The organism is Acinetobacter sp. WCHA55 (assembly GCF_002165305.2).
Lineage (GTDB): Bacteria > Pseudomonadota > Gammaproteobacteria > Pseudomonadales > Moraxellaceae > Acinetobacter.
Map to the genome: position 1 here is coordinate 1,530,941 of NZ_CP032286.1, position 20,898 is coordinate 1,551,838.

Sequence of the window (20,898 nt, forward strand, 5' to 3'; positions counted from 1 at the left end):
TCGTCATACTATTGTTAACCATCAAGTTGGATGAAAATCCATGTGCGCTAATTTTAAGCCTATAACTCCTAATCAAGTACAACAGTTTGGTCTACCTGAAATTCCGTTTGATTATGTCGAAGAAGTCTACCCTGGATATGAGCTACCCTTATTGTTTAAATCAAATTTAGGTTTTGAGTGGCGTAAGGTACATTTTGGCTTAATACCAAAGTGGGCAGAAGATAAGAGTATTGCAAGCAAAACCTATAATGCTCGAAGTGAGACACTTCTGCAAAAGGCCAGTTTTATTGAAGCCACTTCCAAATATCAGTTTGGGGTGATTCCCGTTTTTGAATTTTATGAGTCTAAATACATAGAACAAAAGCCACAGAGATGGGGTGTTAGACGACAGGATGGGCAAGTTATTTTTGTTGCTGCACTTTATGAAATCTGTCGTATAGCAGGTGAAGTGATACGTTCCGCAACCATGCTTACAATGGATGCCATAGACCATTTAATGATGCGAGAGTTTCATGAGCCGGGGAATGTGAAGCGCTCAGTAATCGTGATTCCGCATGAGCGCTTAGGGGAGTGGCTCAGCTGGAAATCCCCCAATATTCAATCCTTTGTACAAGGATTTCCTGTTGAAGAGTTTGAATGTTCTCATGTGCCGAAAATAAAAGTCGAAAAAGAGAGTCCCCAACTCAACTTTTTCGACTTTTAAATGGTTTAGCGAGCTAAATTTTTAAACACGTGTTTGAGGCTTTCCATCATTTTTTCAATTTGCAAAGGTGTTAAGCCTTCAAATGATTGCTCAAGCACAACACTTGTAAGATCATTGATCTTATTCGTCATTTCAATACCTTTTTCGGTGAGAAGGACACGAGTGATACGTGCATCATCTTCACAAGAATAAGTTTCAACCAATCCTTCATCTTTTAAACGATAAACAATTTTGGTGGTTGTCGACATTTTAGAGACCACCATGTCAGATAAGTCAGAAACACTGGCATGTGGCTTTGAATGTAGAGCCAATAAAATGCGACGACGTGAGTTATCTAAACCATACTTTTTTAAAGCGTGATCGACATTAAGTACATACTGTGCATGTACTTGCGTTACCCAGTAAAATGGAAAACTTTCTAAAGAAAAATCTTCAGAACCTGGTAGGAACTTACTGTACTTTTTGGTCATGTGACGGATTCCCCGTGAATCGTATTTTTATTTTGTAGATCATTTGAACACATTTTATGTGAACACTCATACACTTATCAATACAAAATTACTGGATTTTTCATCATAAAGAAAATCCGTTAATGAATAATCTTTGCCAGTAATCAAGAACACTTAAGCGTGGCTGTTTAGAAGAGACAGAGTATAACCGTCTTTATCTTGATGGAAGCTCACAATGCTTTGAGCAAATTGTACAACTTCATCTTCGACTTCAGCATTCTGGTGAGAATCCAAAGAGAGTTTAGCCATGGGGACACCGTCTTGTAGAACGATAGGCAAGTGCATTTCAAACTTTTGGTTATTATGCGAAACCACAACTTTGACTTGATGTTGATCAAATGAGGAGTCTAAATGCAGATATACGCCTTCATAGCTAGTATTAGCAAGCATTTTTGACATCTTACTAAAAGTCAATGCTTTTTCATTGTTCATAGCGATGAATCCTGTCTTCGATTATTTTGATCGGACGGTCAATCCGTGCATCCTCAGTTTGAATTGTTGACCAATTTTACAATAATGTTGGTCGTGTCTCATTTTAGTGAAAAAAATGGATTTGTGAACTAGTGTTTTTAACAAAAAGTGTCATTCATAGTGATCATAAATGTAGTAAATTGATATTTTTTAACTATTATTAAAATAAATAATCAAGTAAAAACAGTAATTTGTGTTTTATTTTAAATGTGTTTTAATTAGAAAAACTAAAAAGTGACCGTAGCGTCTAATCTTTATAGAATACGACAATTGGCATTAAGTGACAAATTTAAGATATGGACTTCGATATTTTTATGTATTTTTTGCATAATAAGTGCTCAAATATTAAAATTTTGTTAAAAATCATAAAAAAATTATTACAACCCAAACATCTCAGGCATAATTATTTCATCTTTAGTTGAACAGGTCACAAATATGGATCCGTCGCCGTGCAGGTCTATGCTTTTAAAACAGAATCATAATTCTGGGGTAATAAAATAATGGAATTTTTATTAGATCCAGCAATATGGGTAAGTTTACTTACGCTGATTATATTAGAAATAGTTTTAGGTATTGATAACCTAGTCTTTATTGCCATTTTGGCTGAAAAACTTCCTCCTGAGCAACGTGATAAAGCGCGTGTTATTGGTCTGTCGCTTGCACTTTTAATGCGCTTAGGTTTGTTGTTTATCATCACTTGGTTAGTTACGCTGACTCGACCGCTGATTACGGTATTGGATTGGACATTCTCTGGGCGAGATCTGATTCTTTTATTTGGTGGATTATTCTTAGTTTATAAAGCCGTTACCGAGTTGCATGAAAAAATTGAAGGCAAGCCAGAAGTTAAGCTGACCACCAATGTGGTTTATGCTAGTTTCACCGCGGTTGTAGCACAGATTGTAATCCTTGATGCGGTATTCTCGTTGGATTCGGTGATTACTGCGATTGGTATGGTCGACAATATTAATGTGATGATGGTGGCTATGGTCGTTGCCATGGTGGTGATGCTGTTGGCGTCGAAGCCTTTAATGACCTTTGTAAATCGTCATCCGACTGTGGTTATCTTGTGTTTAAGCTTCTTATTGTTGATTGGTATTAGCTTGATTGCGGAAGGTTTCGGCTTCCACATTCCTAAAGGGTATATCTATTCAGGTATTGGTGTCGCAATTGCAATTGAAGCCTTTAACCAGTTTGGTGAGCGCAATGCGGCAAAACATGAAGCAAAAATTCCACTGCGTCATCGTACTGCGGATTCTATTTTAAAACTTATGGGTGGTAAGATCCAAGCAGAAGACCCTGATCAAATCCAAGCGCAAGAAACTTTTGCGGATGAAGAGCGTTATATGATTGGTGGTGTGCTGACGTTGGCTGAACGTTCAATCGCATCGATCATGACACCGCGTAGTCAAATTTCATGGGTCAATCTTGATGATTCACCTGAGAAAATTCGTGAGCAGGTATTGTCTGTGCCGCACAGTTTATTTCCTGTGTGTCGTGGTAGCATGGATAAAGTGATCAGTATTGCGCGTGCTAAAGAATTGCTCGATGTCTTAGATGATGAAGAACAATTGAAAGATTTGATCAAACGTCATCGTCCAATTTACATTTTTGAAAAAATGAAGGTCATTGATGCGATTAATACGCTAAGAACCTCTAAAGGTTCATTGGTTTTGGTGAGCGATGAGTTTGGGAATGTGCAGGGTCTTGTTTCACCACTTGATGTATTTGAAGCGATTGCTGGTGAATTCCCCGATGCCGATGAGCAACTTGATTTGGTAAAAGTAGATGACCAGACATGGAGGGCGACAGGTATGCTGGATTTATATCAGCTGGAACTGGAACTCGGGATGATCGATTTGGTTGAAGATGATGCTGGCTATATTAGTGTTGCGGGTTTAATCCTAGATAAAACCCATGGTGATGTACACGTTGGAACTCAACTAGACTATCAAGGTGTTCACTTTGAAGTGCTTGAGTTGGATTCAAACCGAATTAAGACCGTGAAGATTACTTATCGTCCTGCTTAATCATTGCAAAACTAGATTGTGAGAAAAAATGCCAGCTCCGTGCTGGCATTTTTCTGTTTATAAAATAAGCGCTATGCACTTAAATAAAAAGCAGTTATTCTATGCCCGCAATTGGGCTGTTGTATTTGGTCCTTGACGTTGTCGGTTTGGTGAAGACAGTTTTTTCTATACCTATGGTCGTCAAAGCATTGCATTTAGACTATAGCAGTAAAACAAATGATTAAAATAAGAATGGAAGCACTTCATGCAACTTATAGAAAAGGTCGTTGATTTTAAAAAGCTTTCTGTAGAGAAAAAACAAGTTCTATTTGAAGAACTTGAAGCTTTTGATCGACAAATTTTTCCAAATGCAATCCCAGCAGAACTGCATCAATTGGTGTATAACCCTGATGTAGTGGCATTACCTATTATTCGTTTTTATCATCGTAAAAAAGTAGTTGGGCAAAATATTATTGCCATCTTGAAGCTTAAGACAGCACATCAAACCTTATATATACTGAGCTCGCGTGCAGCTTTTTTACCCGATTACCGAAATCAAAACAAAACACTTTTATCTGCAATTCGAGTGACCTTGGGTTATCGTTTAAAATATCCTACGCGTCAGTTATGGTTTGTTTCGAGTTTGATGCAGCCAAAAGTATATCGGCTGTTTGCTTCGGCTTCAAAACGCTTTTATCCACGTGCAGAAGTGCCAATGCCTGAGGATTATTTACAGGTACTGGATTTAATACAAAACCGTCATGTGAATGTGCAACAGCGCAGTGAGGATGTGTTTGTGCATCCTTGTGTACTGCCGCAGACCACACCTGAACAATTGATTCGACTTCGAAATCGAGTTAGTCGTCATATCAACTTTTATATGCAACATATACCTGATTATTTTATCGGTATGGGTTTAATGTGTATTTGTAAGTTAGATGTGTTGACTCTGCTGGAGGCTGCGATGAATATGTTTTTAGGGCGAGAAGTTGCTTAAGCAGAAACTCTCGCCATGCATTATTTAGGCTGAAGTGCGGATAAGCTGTATATTCGCATATTCATAAATGGTTTCAGCTTTCATTTGATGAATCTGATCCATAAATGCTACATTAAAACTTCCTGTGCTTTGGCTTTGGGTATAAGCAAGCTGCCCAGCAATGGCAAAGTGGACATGGGCAGACAGCGCAGCAATGATAGGATTGGTGACTGCGCTATAGGCAGCAATTAATGCACCGAGGGCACAACCCGTAGCTGTAACTTTGGGTTGTAAATGTGAACCACCATTGACTTGGATTACAGCATCAAGTTGTTTGGAAAGGATGTAGTCAGACTCACCAGAAATAGCAATGACTTCAGCCTGTGCTAAAAGTGTCTTTGCTTGATGGTAGACATCGGCACTGCTTGCTGTACTGTCAACGCCTTTGGCTTGGATCTGATTCCCCGCAAGTGTGCTGATTTCCGATGCATTACCACGAATAATGGTAGGTTGAAAAGCCAATAGCTGATCAACCATTTCAGAACGCCACTTTAAAAATGGCCCATATCCTACAGGGTCTAATACCCACGGTATGTTTTGATGCTGCGCGGTTTGTGCCGAGATTTGCATGGCTTGCATTTGTTCAGAGGTTGGCGTACCTAGGTTAATACTAAGTGCTGCACTAATGCGGGTGAAACTTTCTGCTTCAAAGGGATTATCAATCATGGCAGGTGAAGCACTGGCAGCCAATAAAACGTTGGCTGTATAGTTAGCAGCCACACTGTTGGTGATACATTGTACCAAAGGTTGTTGCGTTTGCAGCGCAGTCCAAGCTTCAGCAACATATTCCACCAAGACATCGGTTTGGTCTTGAATTGATTGTTCTGAGTTAAGCAAGGACAGGTCTAAAAGCTGGGTCATAGTGGGTGCCCTTATTTGGTGAAATAGTGGTCTTGGTGCTTACATTTGCGGCAAAATAAAGTCACATATTGATCGGCATCATAATCTACGGTGAGTTCATTGGAACCGCAGTACATACAGCGTTTTTGCGAATAGAAGCTTAAACGTGGCTCAATTTTTTGCCATGAACGAGAGACAGGCTGGAAGAAAATAGCTTCGTCATAACCTAAAAAGCGGAAAAATAAAACTTCGCTCATTTTGCTGAATGGTAGGTTATGCGGTCGAGGCAGCGTTGAAGTTTCCCATTTTTCAGCCACACTGCGTTCTCGGTATTGTTGTAAAGTTTTTTTCAATAAGTTGGTGTTGATGAAGTTTTCATTTCTGGGTTGTAAGGCTTTACGTTCATACAAATACTCCAATGCGGTTTGGATTAAATAATAAATTTGTCCGACCGCGAGTACATCGAGTAAACGATAACAAAATACTTGGAAACTGTTATTTCCCGCAATTTGAATACCCCAAGTGCGGCAGTAAAATTGCATAAATTGGATGATTTCTTGATAGAGCAATTGGTACAAGGCATTTTTGACTTCATCTGCTGTCTTAAAAGGCACACCAAGGCTAAGATTTTCATAAAACCAATAACGTAACTGCTGCGTAATACTAAATAGGCTGGGTTCAGAATAGCCATCTAAACGCACATTAATATAATATTGATGGGCTTCACTGGCAAAATCTTTGGCAATAAGGATCTGTTCTTTTACCAGTTGTTTGACGAGACTATTTTGAAACAGATAATTGGGGGTGATGCTAAAATATTTGATCTGTTCCCAATCAATAAACTCTTGGTGCTGAGTATGTTCTTGTACGTAGTCATCAAGTAGGGCTAATAAAAATAATTTCTGCATAAAACTGAGCTGGCCCAGCTCAAACTCATAAATGTCTTTTTGATTTTTAGTTTTGCGCTGTTCTTGCTGACGAGTTTCTTTCAATATTTTTTTTCGCTGCACTAAACAACTGTCGCAGTGGCAATTCAGATTTGAATTGCTAAAAACACGATGTTGGCAGTGGCTACATTCATGAAAGTTAATTTCTTTGTCGTATTGTTCTGCATCCACCCAAAACATGGCTGCCTGACAAAGTGGACAGGGCGCGCTTTCATCGAGTTGTTTGTGCAAAATTTGAAGCGACATAAGATGAATCTGAAACTCAGGATTTTCTCAAATTATACACGCTAAAATTTCAGAAAGGCGTTGTAAATTGCAGTGTAATTGAACAAGCAGAGGAACGTTGTAAATGGTAGAAGGGTGAAGCAATGCAGTGACGATTATAAGGAAAAAAAATACGGCATGCACCGTATTTTTTGGACTAGTAGAATTTAAACGGGGCAAGGCAGAGAGTCGTCTTCCATACCTAATTTTTTAGCTTCAATCATGGCTTGCACTTTTTTGCTTGGCAACTTTTTAATTCCCAGAGTGTTGTAGTGATTTAAAATGCTGCTGACATCATGTGCTTGTAAAGGCATTCCTTCACAGCTCATAAACATAGCAATCACTTTATGATCAATTTTTGCAGCATGCATTGCTTGCAGCATTTTTATATTTTCGACGCGGACGATATGGTCTTTTAAGTACATCTCACACCTCTATTTGTTTTGCTTAAGTTTTATCATGCGCTATGCATATTTAGATACAAGCAAAAACTGTGCACAAAATGTAGCCAATTTGAAAATTAAGTTAGATATTTGAAAAGAGCTGGCTTTATATCTTATCGATGTATTTAAGTTTCTCATCGTTTGAATGACCGAAAGTTAATGTCACTCTGCAAGTGTAAAGACTGGTGCAAATATTGCTATACAAGCACAGCACAATGAGAAGGGTGCTTGTTTCTTATTCACTTGGCGCAGTCATATGAGCCGGATAAGAACAATAGAATTGAAAAGCTTGTTCAAGGTGCCCATATAAATATCATTCAACATACACAGACAGTACGGCAAACTTGTCGTATGATCAAAACAGACACAATATAAAGCTGTAGACCAATAGCATTAGGACATGACATGAATATTGCGGCAAATCCAATTATTGAAGCAGATCAAACCGTCTATTTAAAAGACTACCAAAAACCATCTTTTTTAGTAGACAGCATTCACCTTGATATTCAAGTCTATGATGAGCATAGCCAAGTTGATGCTGTACTGGAGCTGACGCGCCAAACTGAGGGTGATTTGGTTTTACTTGGTCGTGATTTAGAGTTGAAAAGTGTAGTGCTGAATGGTCAGCAACTCAGCCAAGAGCAATATACGCTTGATGCAGAGCAGTTGGTGATTCGCAATGCACCAAATCAGATCAAGCTTGAGACATCAGTGATCATTCATCCTGAGTCAAATACACAACTTGAAGGCTTATACCAAGCCGCATCAGATTTGTTCGTAACCCAAAATGAACCTGAAGGTTTCCGTAAAATTACCTTTTATCCAGACCGTCCTGATGTTCTTTCAGTGTTTACCACACGTGTAGAAGCTGACAAAAAATATCCAGTGCTGCTTGCCAATGGTAACTTGATTGAAGCGGGCGAGGCAGGCGAAGGTCGTCACTATACCGTTTGGAAAGACCCAACCAAAAAACCAGCATATTTGTTTGCTTGTGTGATTGGTGATTTGGCTGTTTTAAAAGACCGTTATGTGACCTCTGAAGGCCGTGATGTAGCTTTAGAAATTTATGCTGAAGAAAAAGATATTCCGAAATGTCATATTGCGATGGAAGCTTTAAAGCATTCAATGCGTTGGGATGAAGAACACTATGGTCGTCCCTATGATTTAGATAATTATATGATTGTGGCGACCAGTGCTTTCAACATGGGGGCGATGGAAAACAAAGGTCTCAATATTTTTAATACCTCATGTGTTTTGGCTGATGAAGAATACACGACAGATGCCGCGATCATGCGTGTACAGTCGGTGATTGCCCATGAATACTTCCATAACTGGACAGGTAATCGAATTACTTGCCGTGATTGGTTCCAATTGTGTTTAAAAGAAGGCTTAACTGTTTTCCGTGATCAATCTTTCTCAGAAGATTTACAGTCTGCTGCGGTTCAACGTATTGACGACGTTGCGGTACTCAAAGCACATCAGTTCCCAGAAGATTCAGGACCATTGTCTCATCCACCGCGTCCAGACCATTTTGTGGAAATCAATAACTTTTATACTGCAACGGTCTATGAAAAAGGTGCGGAAATTAACCGCATGATGGCAACCTTATTAGGCAAAGAAAAATTCCGTAAAGGAACCGATGAATACTTTGAACGCCATGATGGTCAAGCTGTGACAGTTGAAGATTGGGTCGCTGCTTTGACCGCGGGTTCAGGCGTAGATTTATCCAACTTTTTAACGTGGTATAATCAACCAGGTACACCAAAGTTAGAAGCTGAAGGCCATTATGATGCGGCTGCACAAACTTATACCTTAAACTTTAAGCAAAGTTTAAAAGCACATCCTAAGTATCCGAACCTAAAAGCTGTTCCAATCCCTGTCGCTTTAGCACTGTTCGATGCTGCAACAGGTGAGCAATTGCTTTTAAACTCAGACAGTTTATTTGAAAATGCAGTCAAAGACGGTGTGTATCTTTTTGATCAAGACCAAGCCAGCATTGTGTTTAGTGGTTTAAGTACGAAACCTGTCGTGTCATTACTGCGTAATTTTTCTGCGCCCGTCAACTTAGAGTTTAACTATACCGATGAAGAGTTGGCATTCTTGATTCAATACGAAACCAATGGATTTAACCAATGGCAAGCAACGCAAACACTGCTTGAGCGTATTTTGCTCAATGGTCATGATGCGCATATTTATATTCAAGCCATTAAAAACACATTGCCTGCGCTTGTTGAGCAAGATCCACTCTTGGCATCACGTTTATTTGATGTACCAAGTGAAGGTTATTTGGGTAGTCGTATCGACACCGATTATGAACCTGAGAAAGTTCAAGAACAGCGTAATGCTCTGATTGACAAACTGGCACGTGAGTTAGGGGCGTTCTGTAAAGACATGTATTTGGCTTTAGACCCAGATTTGCAAAAAGAGTTCTCACAGGCGATGGGCGTCCGTGCACTGAAAAATATCATGCTCAGTATGATGGCTCGCCAAGGTGATGAAAGTGCTTTTGAGCTTGCGTACCAGCAATACGAAGCCACGGGCAATATGTCTGAACGGTTAGGTGCATTACGTGTCTTAGTGTGGAACGATGCTCCGCAAGCAGAAGCTGCATTACGTGATTTTTATCTACGTTTTAAAGATGAGGCTTTGTCATTAGATCAGTGGTTTATGCTACAAGCGGCACATCCTTGTGCGACAGAAGAGACGATTAATTACCTTACTTCACATGCAGACTATGATTTGGGTGTGCCAAACCGCATCCGTTCAGTGAGTGGTGGCTTAAATGCAAACCCAGTGAATACATGGAGTTTTGGTGTGGATCATTTCATTGGGCTGGCAAAGTATTTGGATGAGAAAAACCCAATTGTAGGCTCTCGTTTATTGCAAGTTTTATCACGTTGGTACACATTGGCAGAGCCACAGCGTAGCGAAGTGAAAGCAAAGCTTGAGGCTTTAAAACCACAAGTGAAATCTAAGAATGTCAGTGAAACTTTAAGCAGTATGTTAAGCATTTAACCGATTTCTTTTAATAAAAAAACCAGTCATATGACTGGTTTTTTTATTAAAACTGAAGAATGACTGCTTGATGTAAATTTATATCAGTATTTATTTTAATAATGACTTTTCATGTGAATAGTGTGAAATTAATCGCATTTTATCGGGTATAATGTTATGGCATAACAGATGATTAGCTCAATATTTTGTATTTTTTTCGGCTTATGTATACAGGCTATTGAGCAGATAAACATGTAGAGTGTAAATAGATATGTTAGTTAAAATTGAAGATGGGTTTTATTTAAATACCGTTCATATTATTGCTATTCGTATTGCGAAGAGTGCTGAACTGGGAACATTTCAAGTCAATGTTGAATATAGCCCGCATAACCATCAGGCTTCGGGTTTATTTCAAAAAACTTTTATGCAACAGTCGGCAGCAGAGCATTATTTGCAAAATTTGCATCAGCAGATTAGCAAAAGCTAATGATATGAACGAGTTCTGCAAAACAAAAAAGACTGCTTCGGCAGTCTTTTTTGTTTTAAACAAATGTTTAAACTTTTACGATCAGCACAGGTATTGGAGACTGTGTGAGAACATTTTGTGCCACACTGCCTAACATCATCTTTTTAAAGCCTGTACGACCATGTGAGCCCATCAAAATTAAATCTGCACCGACTTCATCGGCCACATGAATAATACCTTCAGAAGGAGAGATGCCGCGGATCACTTTGGTATCTACCTCAATTTCATCACGGTCGAATGACAGCTTTACTTCGGCTAAACGGTCTTGAGCGACTTTCTCAGCATGCAGAAAATAGTCAGTGATGGCTGGTGCTACTTTATAAAAGTCGACTCCGACAAATGGATCGACTGCAATCACGCTCATGAGTGTTACACGACTATTTAAATCTTTGGCCAACTCAAGTGCTTGTTCAACAGCAGCATAAGACATCGGGGATTCATCGACGGCAACCAAAATGTGTTTGTAGCTCATTATCTTCTCCTTATTGGTGCGTCTTGATGAGAATCATTTTGCAGTACATGCGAAAGCAATTCACATAAAGAAGCGTTATAGTTGATTAAGCTTTAACAATGAGAACTGGGAGCTCAGTAGACTTAAGTACATCTTGAGCAAAGCTACCTAATAGGAATTTTTGAAAGCCTTTACGACCATGTGAACCCATCACAATTAAGTCATTTTTTAATGATGCGGCTGCTTCGACCACAGCATCTTCAGAGACTTCACCTTTAATGATTTTAGACTGTGCTGTTACACCTTGCTCTTGTGCAATTTGAACCGCATCCTGAAGAGCTTTCTCAGCATTGTTGTAGGCTTGTATGAAATAGTCTTTCATGATTGGAGAAGTATAGTAAAAATCAGCATCTTTAAGAGGGTCTTCAGCAACTAGGCTAATCAATGTGAGTTGACTGCCAAAAACTTTGGCAATTTCAGCCGCTTGTTTAACCGCAGAAAAAGAAATTTGTGAACCGTCAACAGGGACTAAAATATGTTGGTAAGCCATCAGAGGGACTCCTTTTTGTATAAGATTTAGTTCTTGATTTATTGATAACACACTGCCATTAAATGTTCAATTTTGATCGGGCTAAAAATTGAAAATTCATGAAATTTAAAGAAAATAATTCAAAAAAAAGCCGATTTACGTGTCCAAAATCTTGAGTGAAAAACTCAAGTTTTAGATTTAAATCAAGATGCTTTAAAAGGTGCTTCTAGTGTTTAAATAAGGCGGAAATGAGACCTGTTTAATCCATGCGATGCGATAAAGATTGTATTAGAATCATTTGAAAAAAGGGTGGGGCTGAACAGTATGATTTTTCAATCAATAATAAAAGTGCTTAGTACTATTTTCATGATTGTGTTATTGAGCGCATGCCAAAGTGTAGAAAAGAATACAAAACTGATTGCGGGTACATTTAATACAGCAACCCATATTCAAATGAAAATGCTGGACCGCTTTGCACCTCCCGATGTCATCATACACAATAATATTCCATATCAAGCTAGTCCTGCGCTGAATCTTGATATTTATCAACCCCAAAATATTGAACAATTAGGTACAGTGCCTACAGTAGTTTGGGTTCATGGTGGTGGATGGGTTTCTGGTTCTAAAGAACATGCACGTGGGTATTTCAAGCTTTTAGCTAACCAAGGTTTCAATGTTATTTCAGTTGAGTATCAGTTTGCCCCCGAGGCGATTTATCCAACGCAACTACATCAACTCAATCAAGCACTTAGTTTTTTACAAAAACATGCTACACAGTACCACATTAACGCAAACCAATTGTATCTTGCTGGAGATTCTGCCGGAGCCAATATTGCCAGCCATTATGCTGCGCTTTTGACGAATCCCGCATTTGCTCAAGCATCCAATTTTAAGCCGAGCATTCAGCCGAAACAGCTTAAAGGGCTAATTTTGCATTGTGGTATTTATGACTTATATCGCTTTGTGAACACTGCTCCTGAAGAGTTAAAGTTGATTGAATGGGGTGTATATAATTTGGTACAGGCTTATACAGGCGAACGTAAGGACGATGCTGCATTTCTAAAGTCGATTTCAAATAGCGAACATATTACATCACAGTATCCTGCTGTATTTATTAGCGGTGGAAATAAAGACTTTTTAACCAAAACCCAGTCTTTACCTTTTGTTGAAGTACTGAAGCAGCATCAGGTGGCAGTTACAGAAGCTTTTTACCCAGACTCTAAAGAGTATTTGGTGCATGAATATCAGTTCATGATGAGTAAAGAGGCGAGTCAGATCACCTTTGATCGAACCATTGATTTTATAAAAAGAACTTCAGATTTAGTGATAAATTCATCCAAATAATCATGTTTAAAAAACTTGCTTAACTTTTGGGGTTTTATTAACATACCGGCCGATCGGTATGTTAATAATTGAGTTTAGTATGAATCCTGTATTAATGGCTTATGCTTTGCTAGCGATGGCAATTATTTCTGAAGTCATTGGTTCGACCTTTTTAGTTAAGTCGGAAGGTTTTACCAAACTATTGCCTTCGCTGGCGGTAGTGGTTTTATTTTCGCTGGCATTTTATTTATTGTCACAAGTGATTAAAGTGATTCCATTGGGTATCGCTTATGCAATTTGGGCGGGTGTGGGGATTGTTTTAACTGCATTCATTGGCTACTTTATTTTCAAACAAAGTTTAGATCTCGCCGCAATGATTGGTATTGCGTTGATTGTTTCTGGTGTAATCGTAATTAATTTATTTTCAAATTCGACAGGGCATTAACTTTGATGCAACAAACAACTCCACGTAAAAAAGCACCTGAACAGGTTCGCCACAGTATTTTGCAACATGCCATCCGTTTGGCTGCTGAAAAAGGTGTGACTGGGGTTTCTATACAGGCCGTAGCTGATTTGGTTGGCGTGAGTAAAGGTGGGGTTTTTCATCATTTTCCAAACAAGCAAAAGCTACTTGAGGCAATGGTTGTCGAACAGCTTGAACAATTAGATCGAGTGGTGGATCAGTTGATAGCCAAAGATCAAGAGTATTACGGATGCTTCACGCGAGCCTACATCGAAATTACATTAGAAAAGCAGGTGCTGGGTTTAGAGCACTCTTGGTCAGCTATTTCGATGATCATGCTGACGGACCGTACCTTTAATGAGTATTGGATTGAATGGCTTGAGAAACGTTTGGCGCGCCATCAGAATACAGACAATGATTTGGAGCTTAAAATTCTACGCTATGCCGCAGATGGCATTTGGCTCACAGCATTTACTGAGGTGGAAAATCTGTCTGAGACCATGCAACTTAAGCAAGAGCTAATCCAGCGAAGTTATCAGCACTAATTTATACACAGCGCTATTTGAAAATAAAAAGCACCCTCGATGGGTGCTTTTTTATATGAAGGCTTAAACTTTTTTGGTTTTAAACTTAAATATAAGCATAACTGCAAAACCAAAGAGTAGTCCCCAAAAGGCAGAACCAATGCCAAAAAACTGAACGCCTGATGCACTAAATAAGAAAGTCATGAGTGCAGCTTCACGGTCTGAGACTGCTTCAAATGCAATTGCAATGTTATGACTAATCGTGCCAAATAAAGCAATGCCTGCTAAGGCTGTAATAAAGATTGCAGGGAAAGACAACAACAGACTGGTGAGGGTTGCTGCAAATAGTCCCATTAAGATGTAAAAGAAGCCGCAGCTCATGCCCGCAATATAGCGTTTTGATGGGTCAGGATGAACTTGTTCATCTAAACTAACAGCTGCACTGATGGCTGCAGTATTCACACTATAGCAACCAAATGGTGCGAGTAAGGCTTGAGCGGTACCCGTCCAGCCAATCAGTTGATTGACGTGTGGGTTATAGCCATAGCTTTTAATCATGGCAATACCTGGTAAATATTGGGATGCCATATTGATCACAAACAAAGGCAGTGCTAAACCTAAAATAGCAGACATACTGAATTCAGGCACCATCCAAACAGGTTGCGCTAGACTCCATGTGATTTGAGGTGTATGGAAGTCTAAGAACAATGGGCAGAGTAACAAGCCTGAAATCACGGTAATGACAATACAATAACGTGGACTAAGTCGCTTAGAAACAATATAAGCCGCCAGCATGGATAAAATAAACCCCCAATGGTCTTGCATACTGGCGAACAATGAAATACCAAACTTCAGTAGCACACCTGCAAGCATGGCACTGGTTAGGCTTTGCGGGATATAAGTCAGAACTTTCTCAAAGATCCCGAAAAAGCCCAAAATAGCGGTAACTAAACCACAGACCAAAAATGCACCAATCGCTTCATGCAAGCTATAACCACTGCCCGTAGCAATAATTAAAGCCAGTGCCGCAGTAGACCATGAGGTCGATACTGGATATTTAAGTTTCCAAGATAAAAGCAGGCCACTCAAACCAATGCCCAGACCTAAAGCCCAGAACCATGAGTTGATTTGTGCAGTATTTGCACCTAAGACTTGGGCGGACTGAATGACCAAGACAGAAGACACACTAATGCCAATGAGGAAGGTAATAAAACCTGCGAATACTGCTGGAATTGAGAAATCTTGAAATAATTTTTGCATGAAGATCAAAACATAATTTGAATGAGTGAAAATAGCGATTGTTCAAGGATCATACGCTGGTTCTTGAAAAAGAAAACAGTACACAATAGTTTTTTTATCGAAAATAACGAGATTATTCACGAGAATTACAGGGTGGAAAGTGCGAGCTTTAAACCAAAACCACAAAACAGTAAACCAACAGTTGCCACTGCGACAGCGGCAACTTTAAACTGACGGTTAAAGTAACTGGCCAATTTAATCCCTGAGAAAATCAAAATACTAAGATAAGCCATGCTGATGATCTGCAAGATGACTGAAAGTAAAGTAAAGCTGAGTGCAGGATAAGCGTATTTAGGGTTAACAAACTGCACAAAGAAAGACAAATAGAACAAAATAGCTTTAGGGTTTAAAAGACTAATAGTCAGCGCTGATCTAAATGGGTGTAGCGTTTGCAAAGTATTCTGGTTTGAGCTTGCTTCAAGGTGCTGTGGGGATGAATACCACGTTTTGACGCCAGCAATCAAGAGTTTTCCACCTAGGTAGGATAAGTACAAAGCCCCTACAATTTTTAATAAAATAAACAGCCAAGGGAAAGCATGTAAAAGAGACGCTGCGCCTAGTACCGTGCATAGAATGAGGATCAGGTCACCCGTGAAAACGCCTAATGCTCCCCAATAGCCGATCTTTGGACCAAAACGTGAGGCAATGGACATCACATAAAGAGAATTTGGGCCTGGTAGAATCACAATTAAAATTGTACCGATGATATAGGTACCGATGTCGATAATCCCAAACACAACATATTCTCAATAAAAAAGCCGATATTGCATGATAGCAAAATCGGCTTTTAAAAGAAGAAAAATCAAGTTAAGCTGAAATTTCTTCATCTAGACCAAAAGACTGACGCAATAGTGTGTTCAGTTGTTGACGGGCTTTAATAAATCCATCAATACCCCCTTGTAGCAGTTGCGTTGCCATCAAGTCATGTTCAATTTGATTTCTAAACTCAGCTTCACTGAGTGTGTTAAGTGCAGTTGTTGCTGGTGTGATATCACTTGCTGACAGTTGGGCTTTAACTTCACGTGTGTCTTGTTCAAGAGCTGCCAATAAGTTAGGTGCAACAGTAAGAAGGTCACAACCTGCAAGTCCTAAGACTTGGTCAACACTGCGGAAGCTTGCGCCCATAATTTCTGTTTTGATCCCATGTGCTTTATAGAACTGGTAAATTTGCTTCACAGAAAGTACGCCCGGGTCTTTTTCAACTGCATAGCTGTCCACACCTTCGGCTTTTTTGTACCAATCTAAAATACGTCCAACAAAAGGTGAAATTAAAGTGACATTTGCCTCCGCACAAGCATGGGCCTGATGCACACCAAACAAAAGCGTTAAGTTGGTATGGATACCTTCAGCTTCTAACACTTTCGCTGCTTGAATACCCGCCCATGTTGAAGCGATTTTAATTAATATACGATTTTGATCTACGCCGTAGTTTTTATATAGTGCCAACAGCTCTTTGGCTTTTTCAATGGTAGCATCGGTATCGTATGACAGTGCAGCATCTACTTCTGTAGATACACGACCCTCAATCAATTTGAGAATTTCAACCCCAAACTTGACGGTAAGAATGTCGATTGTGCGTTCAATGAGTAAGTCTTCTTTATAGCCCTCAGTTTTGGCTTGAGCAAAAGCATCCTCAATCAACTCTTTATTTTCAGGTTGAATAGCAGCCGCTGTAATCAGCGACGGATTAGTCGTTGCGTCAAGCGGGCGAAATTGGTTAATCGCCGCTAAATCGCTACTGTCAGCAACAATGGTGGTTAATCTTTTTAATTGGTTTAATGCAGTTTGTGTCATTGATCGTTAGTTCTTAAAGTTATTACCCATAAATTATTTATAACACAAACTGCTTCTAACCCAAGTGGATTCGGATGTTTTAACAGCAGTTATCACTATTTTTTACGTTGATTTCGGATGTTTTGGATTAAAAAACGTGCAGCTGCACCCAATTCACTTTCACGACTCCAGACCAAATCGACAAAATATTCAAACTTTGGAGTGAAATCTAGCAGATCTAATATTTTCAACTGGGTTTTGAGCTGAGGGTTTTCATTCAGCATTTCCAAGGGTAAAACACCCCAACCGAAATTTTGCATAATGAGTGCGCAGGCAGAGTGATGATTGTCAGTCCGCCAGTATTCTTTAGAAAAAAGTAGCTCAGGTTTAATGCTTTTATCTCGGCTGGCAACCACGATCTGGCGACTGTGTTGAATTTGTTCAAAGCTGACTTGTGGAAATTGCGCCAGCTCAAAGTCTTTGTTTGCGACAGGGACTAAAGTTTCCATTTTTAATTCAACAAACTGTTCGCTGCTTTCTAGCTGTTCACGTTCGAACATCAGTGCAAGTTGCGCTGTACCGTTGAGTAACATTCTTTGCGCATCTTCCTGAGGTGCAGAAAAAATGTTGATCTGTAGACTGGGAAATTCAGCTTCTAATATTGCGATGTAGTCGATCCATTGCATATGTAGCAGTTCAGATACAACGACGATATTGAGCGAGGACTCCAAACCGTGGCTTAGGGCATGGGCATGCTGTTTCCATTGATTCATTTCGGTCAGCAGTTGCTGGGTCTTTTCATATAACGTCATGGCTTGCGCAGTTGCTATAGGCTCGCGTCCTTCACGTAAGAAAAGTTGTAGGTTTAAGTCTATTTCCAAGTTGGCAATTGACATACTCACGGCCGATGGCACTTTGCCCAATTTTCGTGCAGCAGCTGAAAATGAACCCGACTCAATCACGGTTTTAAAAATGATCAGTTGCTCTTGATTGATATTCATAATTTTCTATCTTTCAGTTTTATTGAAAGAACCTGACTCGATTAATCAATATTATAAAAATAAAATAGCCAACATCCAATCATGAAAGAGTAATTAAAAATGTTGATTTCCAAAAGAAGGATTATTCATGCGCTCAGCTATGAAATCATCCTATTGGTGATCATTGCTGTAGCTTTAAGTTTCATATTCCATATGCCTTTAGAGGTCACAGGCGTGCTCGGTATTGCCATGGCAGTCACTTCGGTCATATGGAATATGGTGTTTAACCATTTCTTTGAAAAGTTTGAAGCGAAAAGAAAACTCAAAAGAACCATCGGCGTACGTGTTCTTCACGCAATTGGTTTTGAAGGTGGTTTGATGCTTGCAACCATTCCAATGGTCGCATATGCAATGCAAATGAGTATTTGGCAAGCCATCGTACTCGACTTCAGTTTAACCATGTGTATTTTAGTTTATACCTTTATCTTCCAATGGTGTTATGACATGGTGGAGGCCAAATTGGGTATTCAAGCTGAAGCGCAATATTCAAATTAAAAATTAAGCCACGCAATGTTGTGGCTTTTTTAATGTGATGTGATTCTTATTTGAATTTTCTGACATTTAAAATATAAGGGATCATTAAGGCAAAAAAGACGGTGATGGCAGCATGAAAACTATTTGCGAAAGCGCTTATATATGGATGCGCAAAGCCTTTGAGATAGATCATTGTTGCGCCTTTCTTTGTACTGGAATTTGTGTATGGGATTTCATCACTGATCAAAAACCAGCTTAAGCAGAAAAAGAACAGCATAAAAATAAAAAATACTAAGCCTAATGGATTAAACATTGAGCGTTGTTGTGTATTCAGTTTTGCGTAGTTTTGCCTGATCTGCTGAACTTGTTGTCGGTTGAGTTGTACACGAAAATAATTGATCAAAATAAGGGCAATACAGATGAAAGTACAAATAGCAAAAAAGTCATTGAGAAATTTATGCGGGCTGGACAAGTCGGATACAATGCTGGTTGGAAATACGCCTTGAAAGTGAAAGTCGAAGCTGACAATCAAAAGTGCTATGACTAAGGGAATGAGGTAAAAATAATAATAGCGAATTGGGGTATTAAGATAAACAATAAAGGGTGATGAATTTCGCATAGTTTGTATTTGGTTGTTTTATGTTCTTATCTATAGAGTAAATTGATGGTTTTGACCAGTAAAAAAGCACCTCAAAAGAGATGCTTTTTTACAGCGAAGGCGAGATTATTTTTCAATAATTGCTGTCACACCTTGACCACCTGCAGCACAGATTGAAACCAGTACGCGACCTGAACCTTTTTGGTGAATCAACTTCGCAGCAGTGGCAATGATACGACCACCAGTTGCAGCAAATGGGTGACCTGCTGCAAGTGAAGAACCTTTGATGTTGAGTTTAGTGCGGTCAATTGAACCGAGTGGAGCATCTAAACCTAAACGGTCTTTACAGAATTTTGGATCTTCCCAAGCTTTCAACGTAGAAAGTACTTGCGACGCAAATGCTTCATGAATTTCGTAGTAGTCAAAGTCTTGAAGTTTAAGGCCAGCACGCTCAAGCATACGTGGAACTGCATAAGCAGGTGCCATCAATAAGCCTTCTTTTTTCTCAACGAAATCAACAGCAGCTGTTTCTTGGAAGGTTAAGTAAGCTAGGACTTCGTGACCGTTTGCTTTCGCCCATTCTTCAGATGCTAAAAGTACACAAGATGCACCATCCGTAAGTGGTGTTGAGTTGCCTGCAGTCATAGTACGGGCATCGCCTTTACCAAAAGCTGGTTTGAGCTTAGCAAGTTTTTCAACCGTAGAGTCAGCACGTAAGTTGTTGTCACGTTCTAAACCTAAGAATGGTGTGATCAGGTCATCGAAGAAACCTTCTTCGTAAGCCGCAGCCATTTTTTGGTGTGAAGATGCAGCAAGTTCGTCTTGCGCTTCACGTGCAATACCCCATTCAAGCGCAGTAATGGCTTGGTGATCGCCCATAGACAAACCTGTACGTGGCTCACCATTTTTAGGCGCATCCATTAAGTCTTTTAGGTTGATTTTGGTTAAAGCTTTTAAACGGTCTTTACCCGTTTTTGCAATGTTGAGTTCAAGCAATGCTTTACGTAAACCATCACCAAATGCAATTGGTGCATCAGAAGTGGTATCTACACCACCAGCAACACCTACTTCAATTTGGCCCAGTGCGATTTTGTTGGCAACTAAGAATGCTGCTTGTAAGCCAGTACCACATGCTTGCTGAATATCGTAAGCAGGTGTTTCTGGCGCAAGTGCAGTGTTTAGTACACATTCACGGGTCATGTTAAAGTCACGGCTGTGCTTAAGTACAGCACCAGCAACCACTTCACCAAGGCGCTGACCTTGAAGGTTAAAACGTTCAACAAGACCGTTTAGCGCTGCTGTGAACATATCTGTATTTGAAGCGGTGAAATATGCGCCATTTGAGCGAGCGAAAGGAATACGGTTACCACCGATAATAGCCACGCGGCGAACAGTGTTTTGACTCATGGTTTGATCCTGTTGAACAGCAGTTTGAGTTTTTGGTTTTGAAGCATTTGTAGAAGAAGCAGGGCTTTTACTACGAGTTGACGCAGCACGAGTGCGAGTCGGCTTAGTCGTGTTATTTACTGATTGGGTTGTCGTGCCAGTACTTTTAGTTCTACGCGGTGTACTTTTTGATGTATTTGACACGGTTTCCGTAGCAGAATTTTCCACTGCTGGATTTTCTTGAGTTGTTTTGCTCATAAGGCTTTTCCAAGCATGTTAATCTATTCTTAGGGTGTACA

At 39.6% G+C, this 20,898-nt stretch carries 22 protein-coding genes; 9 read left to right on the forward strand and 13 right to left on the reverse strand.

The window, feature by feature from the left end; all coding sequences use genetic code 11:
• Positions 1-40: 40 nt before the first annotated feature.
• Positions 41-703 (forward strand): SOS response-associated peptidase family protein, encoded by a 663-nt coding sequence (locus CDG62_RS10270; protein ID WP_087527136.1) that lies wholly within the window; start codon positions 41-43, stop codon positions 701-703.
• Between the two features lie 5 nt (positions 704-708).
• Here the strand turns inward: CDG62_RS10270 and CDG62_RS10275 are convergent, their stop codons facing one another.
• Both CDG62_RS10275 and CDG62_RS10280 read right to left on the reverse strand, forming a co-directional pair.
• A complete protein-coding gene (locus tag CDG62_RS10275) occupies positions 709-1,173 on the reverse strand; it encodes a MarR family winged helix-turn-helix transcriptional regulator (protein WP_087527137.1) in 465 nt (154 codons plus the stop codon).
• Between the two features lie 153 nt (positions 1,174-1,326).
• On the reverse strand, positions 1,327-1,644 hold the full coding sequence (locus CDG62_RS10280; protein ID WP_087527138.1) for a hypothetical protein: 318 nt from the start codon (positions 1,642-1,644) through the stop codon (positions 1,327-1,329).
• A 539-nt stretch (positions 1,645-2,183) separates the two neighbouring features.
• Here CDG62_RS10280 and CDG62_RS10285 point away from each other — a divergent pair.
• Complete coding sequence (locus tag CDG62_RS10285) at positions 2,184-3,710, forward strand: TerC family protein (RefSeq protein WP_087527139.1); 1,527 nt, start codon at positions 2,184-2,186, stop codon at positions 3,708-3,710.
• A gap of 244 nt (positions 3,711-3,954) precedes the next feature.
• The gene (locus CDG62_RS10290) at positions 3,955-4,686 is read left to right on the forward strand and encodes a hypothetical protein (RefSeq protein WP_087527140.1); all 732 of its coding nucleotides are present in this window, start codon (positions 3,955-3,957) and stop codon (positions 4,684-4,686) included.
• A gap of 24 nt (positions 4,687-4,710) precedes the next feature.
• On the opposite strand, the gene thiM is transcribed toward CDG62_RS10290, so the two are convergent.
• The 3 genes from thiM to CDG62_RS10305 all read right to left on the reverse strand — a co-directional run bounded on the left by thiM (position 4,711) and on the right by CDG62_RS10305 (position 7,201).
• Positions 4,711-5,586 carry a hydroxyethylthiazole kinase gene (gene thiM / locus CDG62_RS10295; protein WP_087527141.1) on the reverse strand — a complete coding sequence of 292 codons (876 nt, stop codon included), beginning with the start codon at positions 5,584-5,586 and terminating at the stop codon, positions 4,711-4,713.
• 11 nt (positions 5,587-5,597) lie between these two features.
• The gene (locus CDG62_RS10300; RefSeq protein ID WP_087527142.1) at positions 5,598-6,758 is read right to left on the reverse strand and encodes a hypothetical protein; all 1,161 of its coding nucleotides are present in this window, start codon (positions 6,756-6,758) and stop codon (positions 5,598-5,600) included.
• Between the two features lie 185 nt (positions 6,759-6,943).
• Positions 6,944-7,201 carry a hypothetical protein gene (locus CDG62_RS10305; RefSeq protein WP_087527143.1) on the reverse strand — a complete coding sequence of 86 codons (258 nt, stop codon included), beginning with the start codon at positions 7,199-7,201 and terminating at the stop codon, positions 6,944-6,946.
• Between the two features lie 423 nt (positions 7,202-7,624).
• Here CDG62_RS10305 and pepN point away from each other — a divergent pair, with 423 nt between their 5' ends.
• Positions 7,625-10,234 (forward strand): aminopeptidase N, encoded by a 2,610-nt coding sequence (gene pepN, locus CDG62_RS10310; protein WP_087527144.1) that lies wholly within the window; start codon positions 7,625-7,627, stop codon positions 10,232-10,234.
• Between the two features lie 250 nt (positions 10,235-10,484).
• Positions 10,485-10,700 carry a hypothetical protein gene (locus CDG62_RS10315; protein ID WP_004696898.1) on the forward strand — a complete coding sequence of 72 codons (216 nt, stop codon included), beginning with the start codon at positions 10,485-10,487 and terminating at the stop codon, positions 10,698-10,700.
• A 67-nt stretch (positions 10,701-10,767) separates the two neighbouring features.
• On the opposite strand, the gene CDG62_RS10320 is transcribed toward CDG62_RS10315, so the two are convergent.
• Both CDG62_RS10320 and CDG62_RS10325 read right to left on the reverse strand, forming a co-directional pair.
• Entirely contained in the window at positions 10,768-11,211 is a 444-nt protein-coding gene (locus CDG62_RS10320; protein ID WP_004696899.1) for a universal stress protein, read from the reverse strand.
• Between the two features lie 85 nt (positions 11,212-11,296).
• On the reverse strand, positions 11,297-11,740 hold the full coding sequence (locus CDG62_RS10325; protein ID WP_004696902.1) for a universal stress protein: 444 nt from the start codon (positions 11,738-11,740) through the stop codon (positions 11,297-11,299).
• Between the two features lie 303 nt (positions 11,741-12,043).
• Between CDG62_RS10325 and CDG62_RS10330 the strand changes: the two genes are divergently transcribed.
• The 3 genes from CDG62_RS10330 to CDG62_RS10340 all read left to right on the forward strand — a co-directional run bounded on the left by CDG62_RS10330 (position 12,044) and on the right by CDG62_RS10340 (position 14,050).
• Positions 12,044-13,063, forward strand: coding sequence for an alpha/beta hydrolase (locus CDG62_RS10330; RefSeq protein ID WP_087527145.1), 1,020 nt, complete (start codon positions 12,044-12,046; stop codon positions 13,061-13,063).
• 79 nt (positions 13,064-13,142) lie between these two features.
• Positions 13,143-13,487 (forward strand): DMT family transporter, encoded by a 345-nt coding sequence (locus CDG62_RS10335; protein ID WP_087527146.1) that lies wholly within the window; start codon positions 13,143-13,145, stop codon positions 13,485-13,487.
• Positions 13,488-13,492: 5 nt separating this feature from the next.
• Positions 13,493-14,050: a TetR/AcrR family transcriptional regulator gene (locus tag CDG62_RS10340; protein ID WP_087527147.1), complete on the forward strand. Its 558-nt coding sequence runs from the start codon at positions 13,493-13,495 to the stop codon at positions 14,048-14,050.
• A gap of 63 nt (positions 14,051-14,113) precedes the next feature.
• Here CDG62_RS10340 and CDG62_RS10345 read toward each other — a convergent pair whose 3' ends face one another.
• From CDG62_RS10345 to CDG62_RS10360, 4 genes are all read right to left on the reverse strand, one after another.
• A complete protein-coding gene (locus CDG62_RS10345; protein WP_087527148.1) occupies positions 14,114-15,289 on the reverse strand; it encodes a benzoate/H(+) symporter BenE family transporter in 1,176 nt (391 codons plus the stop codon).
• Positions 15,290-15,414: 125 nt separating this feature from the next.
• Entirely contained in the window at positions 15,415-16,065 is a 651-nt protein-coding gene (leuE, locus tag CDG62_RS10350) for a leucine efflux protein LeuE (RefSeq protein ID WP_087527149.1), read from the reverse strand.
• A gap of 70 nt (positions 16,066-16,135) precedes the next feature.
• Positions 16,136-17,122: a transaldolase gene (gene tal / locus CDG62_RS10355; protein WP_087527150.1), complete on the reverse strand. Its 987-nt coding sequence runs from the start codon at positions 17,120-17,122 to the stop codon at positions 16,136-16,138.
• Positions 17,123-17,217: 95 nt separating this feature from the next.
• Positions 17,218-18,102: a LysR family transcriptional regulator gene (locus CDG62_RS10360; protein WP_087527151.1), complete on the reverse strand. Its 885-nt coding sequence runs from the start codon at positions 18,100-18,102 to the stop codon at positions 17,218-17,220.
• Between the two features lie 99 nt (positions 18,103-18,201).
• On the opposite strand from CDG62_RS10360, the gene aceI reads away from it, so the two are divergent.
• Positions 18,202-18,636: a chlorhexidine efflux PACE transporter AceI gene (aceI, locus tag CDG62_RS10365; RefSeq protein ID WP_087527152.1), complete on the forward strand. Its 435-nt coding sequence runs from the start codon at positions 18,202-18,204 to the stop codon at positions 18,634-18,636.
• Positions 18,637-18,682: 46 nt separating this feature from the next.
• Here aceI and CDG62_RS10370 read toward each other — a convergent pair whose 3' ends face one another.
• On the reverse strand, positions 18,683-19,234 hold the full coding sequence (locus CDG62_RS10370; RefSeq protein WP_087527153.1) for a hypothetical protein: 552 nt from the start codon (positions 19,232-19,234) through the stop codon (positions 18,683-18,685).
• 105 nt (positions 19,235-19,339) lie between these two features.
• Positions 19,340-20,857 carry an acetyl-CoA C-acetyltransferase gene (locus CDG62_RS10375; protein ID WP_087527154.1) on the reverse strand — a complete coding sequence of 506 codons (1,518 nt, stop codon included), beginning with the start codon at positions 20,855-20,857 and terminating at the stop codon, positions 19,340-19,342.
• Positions 20,858-20,898: the final 41 nt, after the last annotated feature.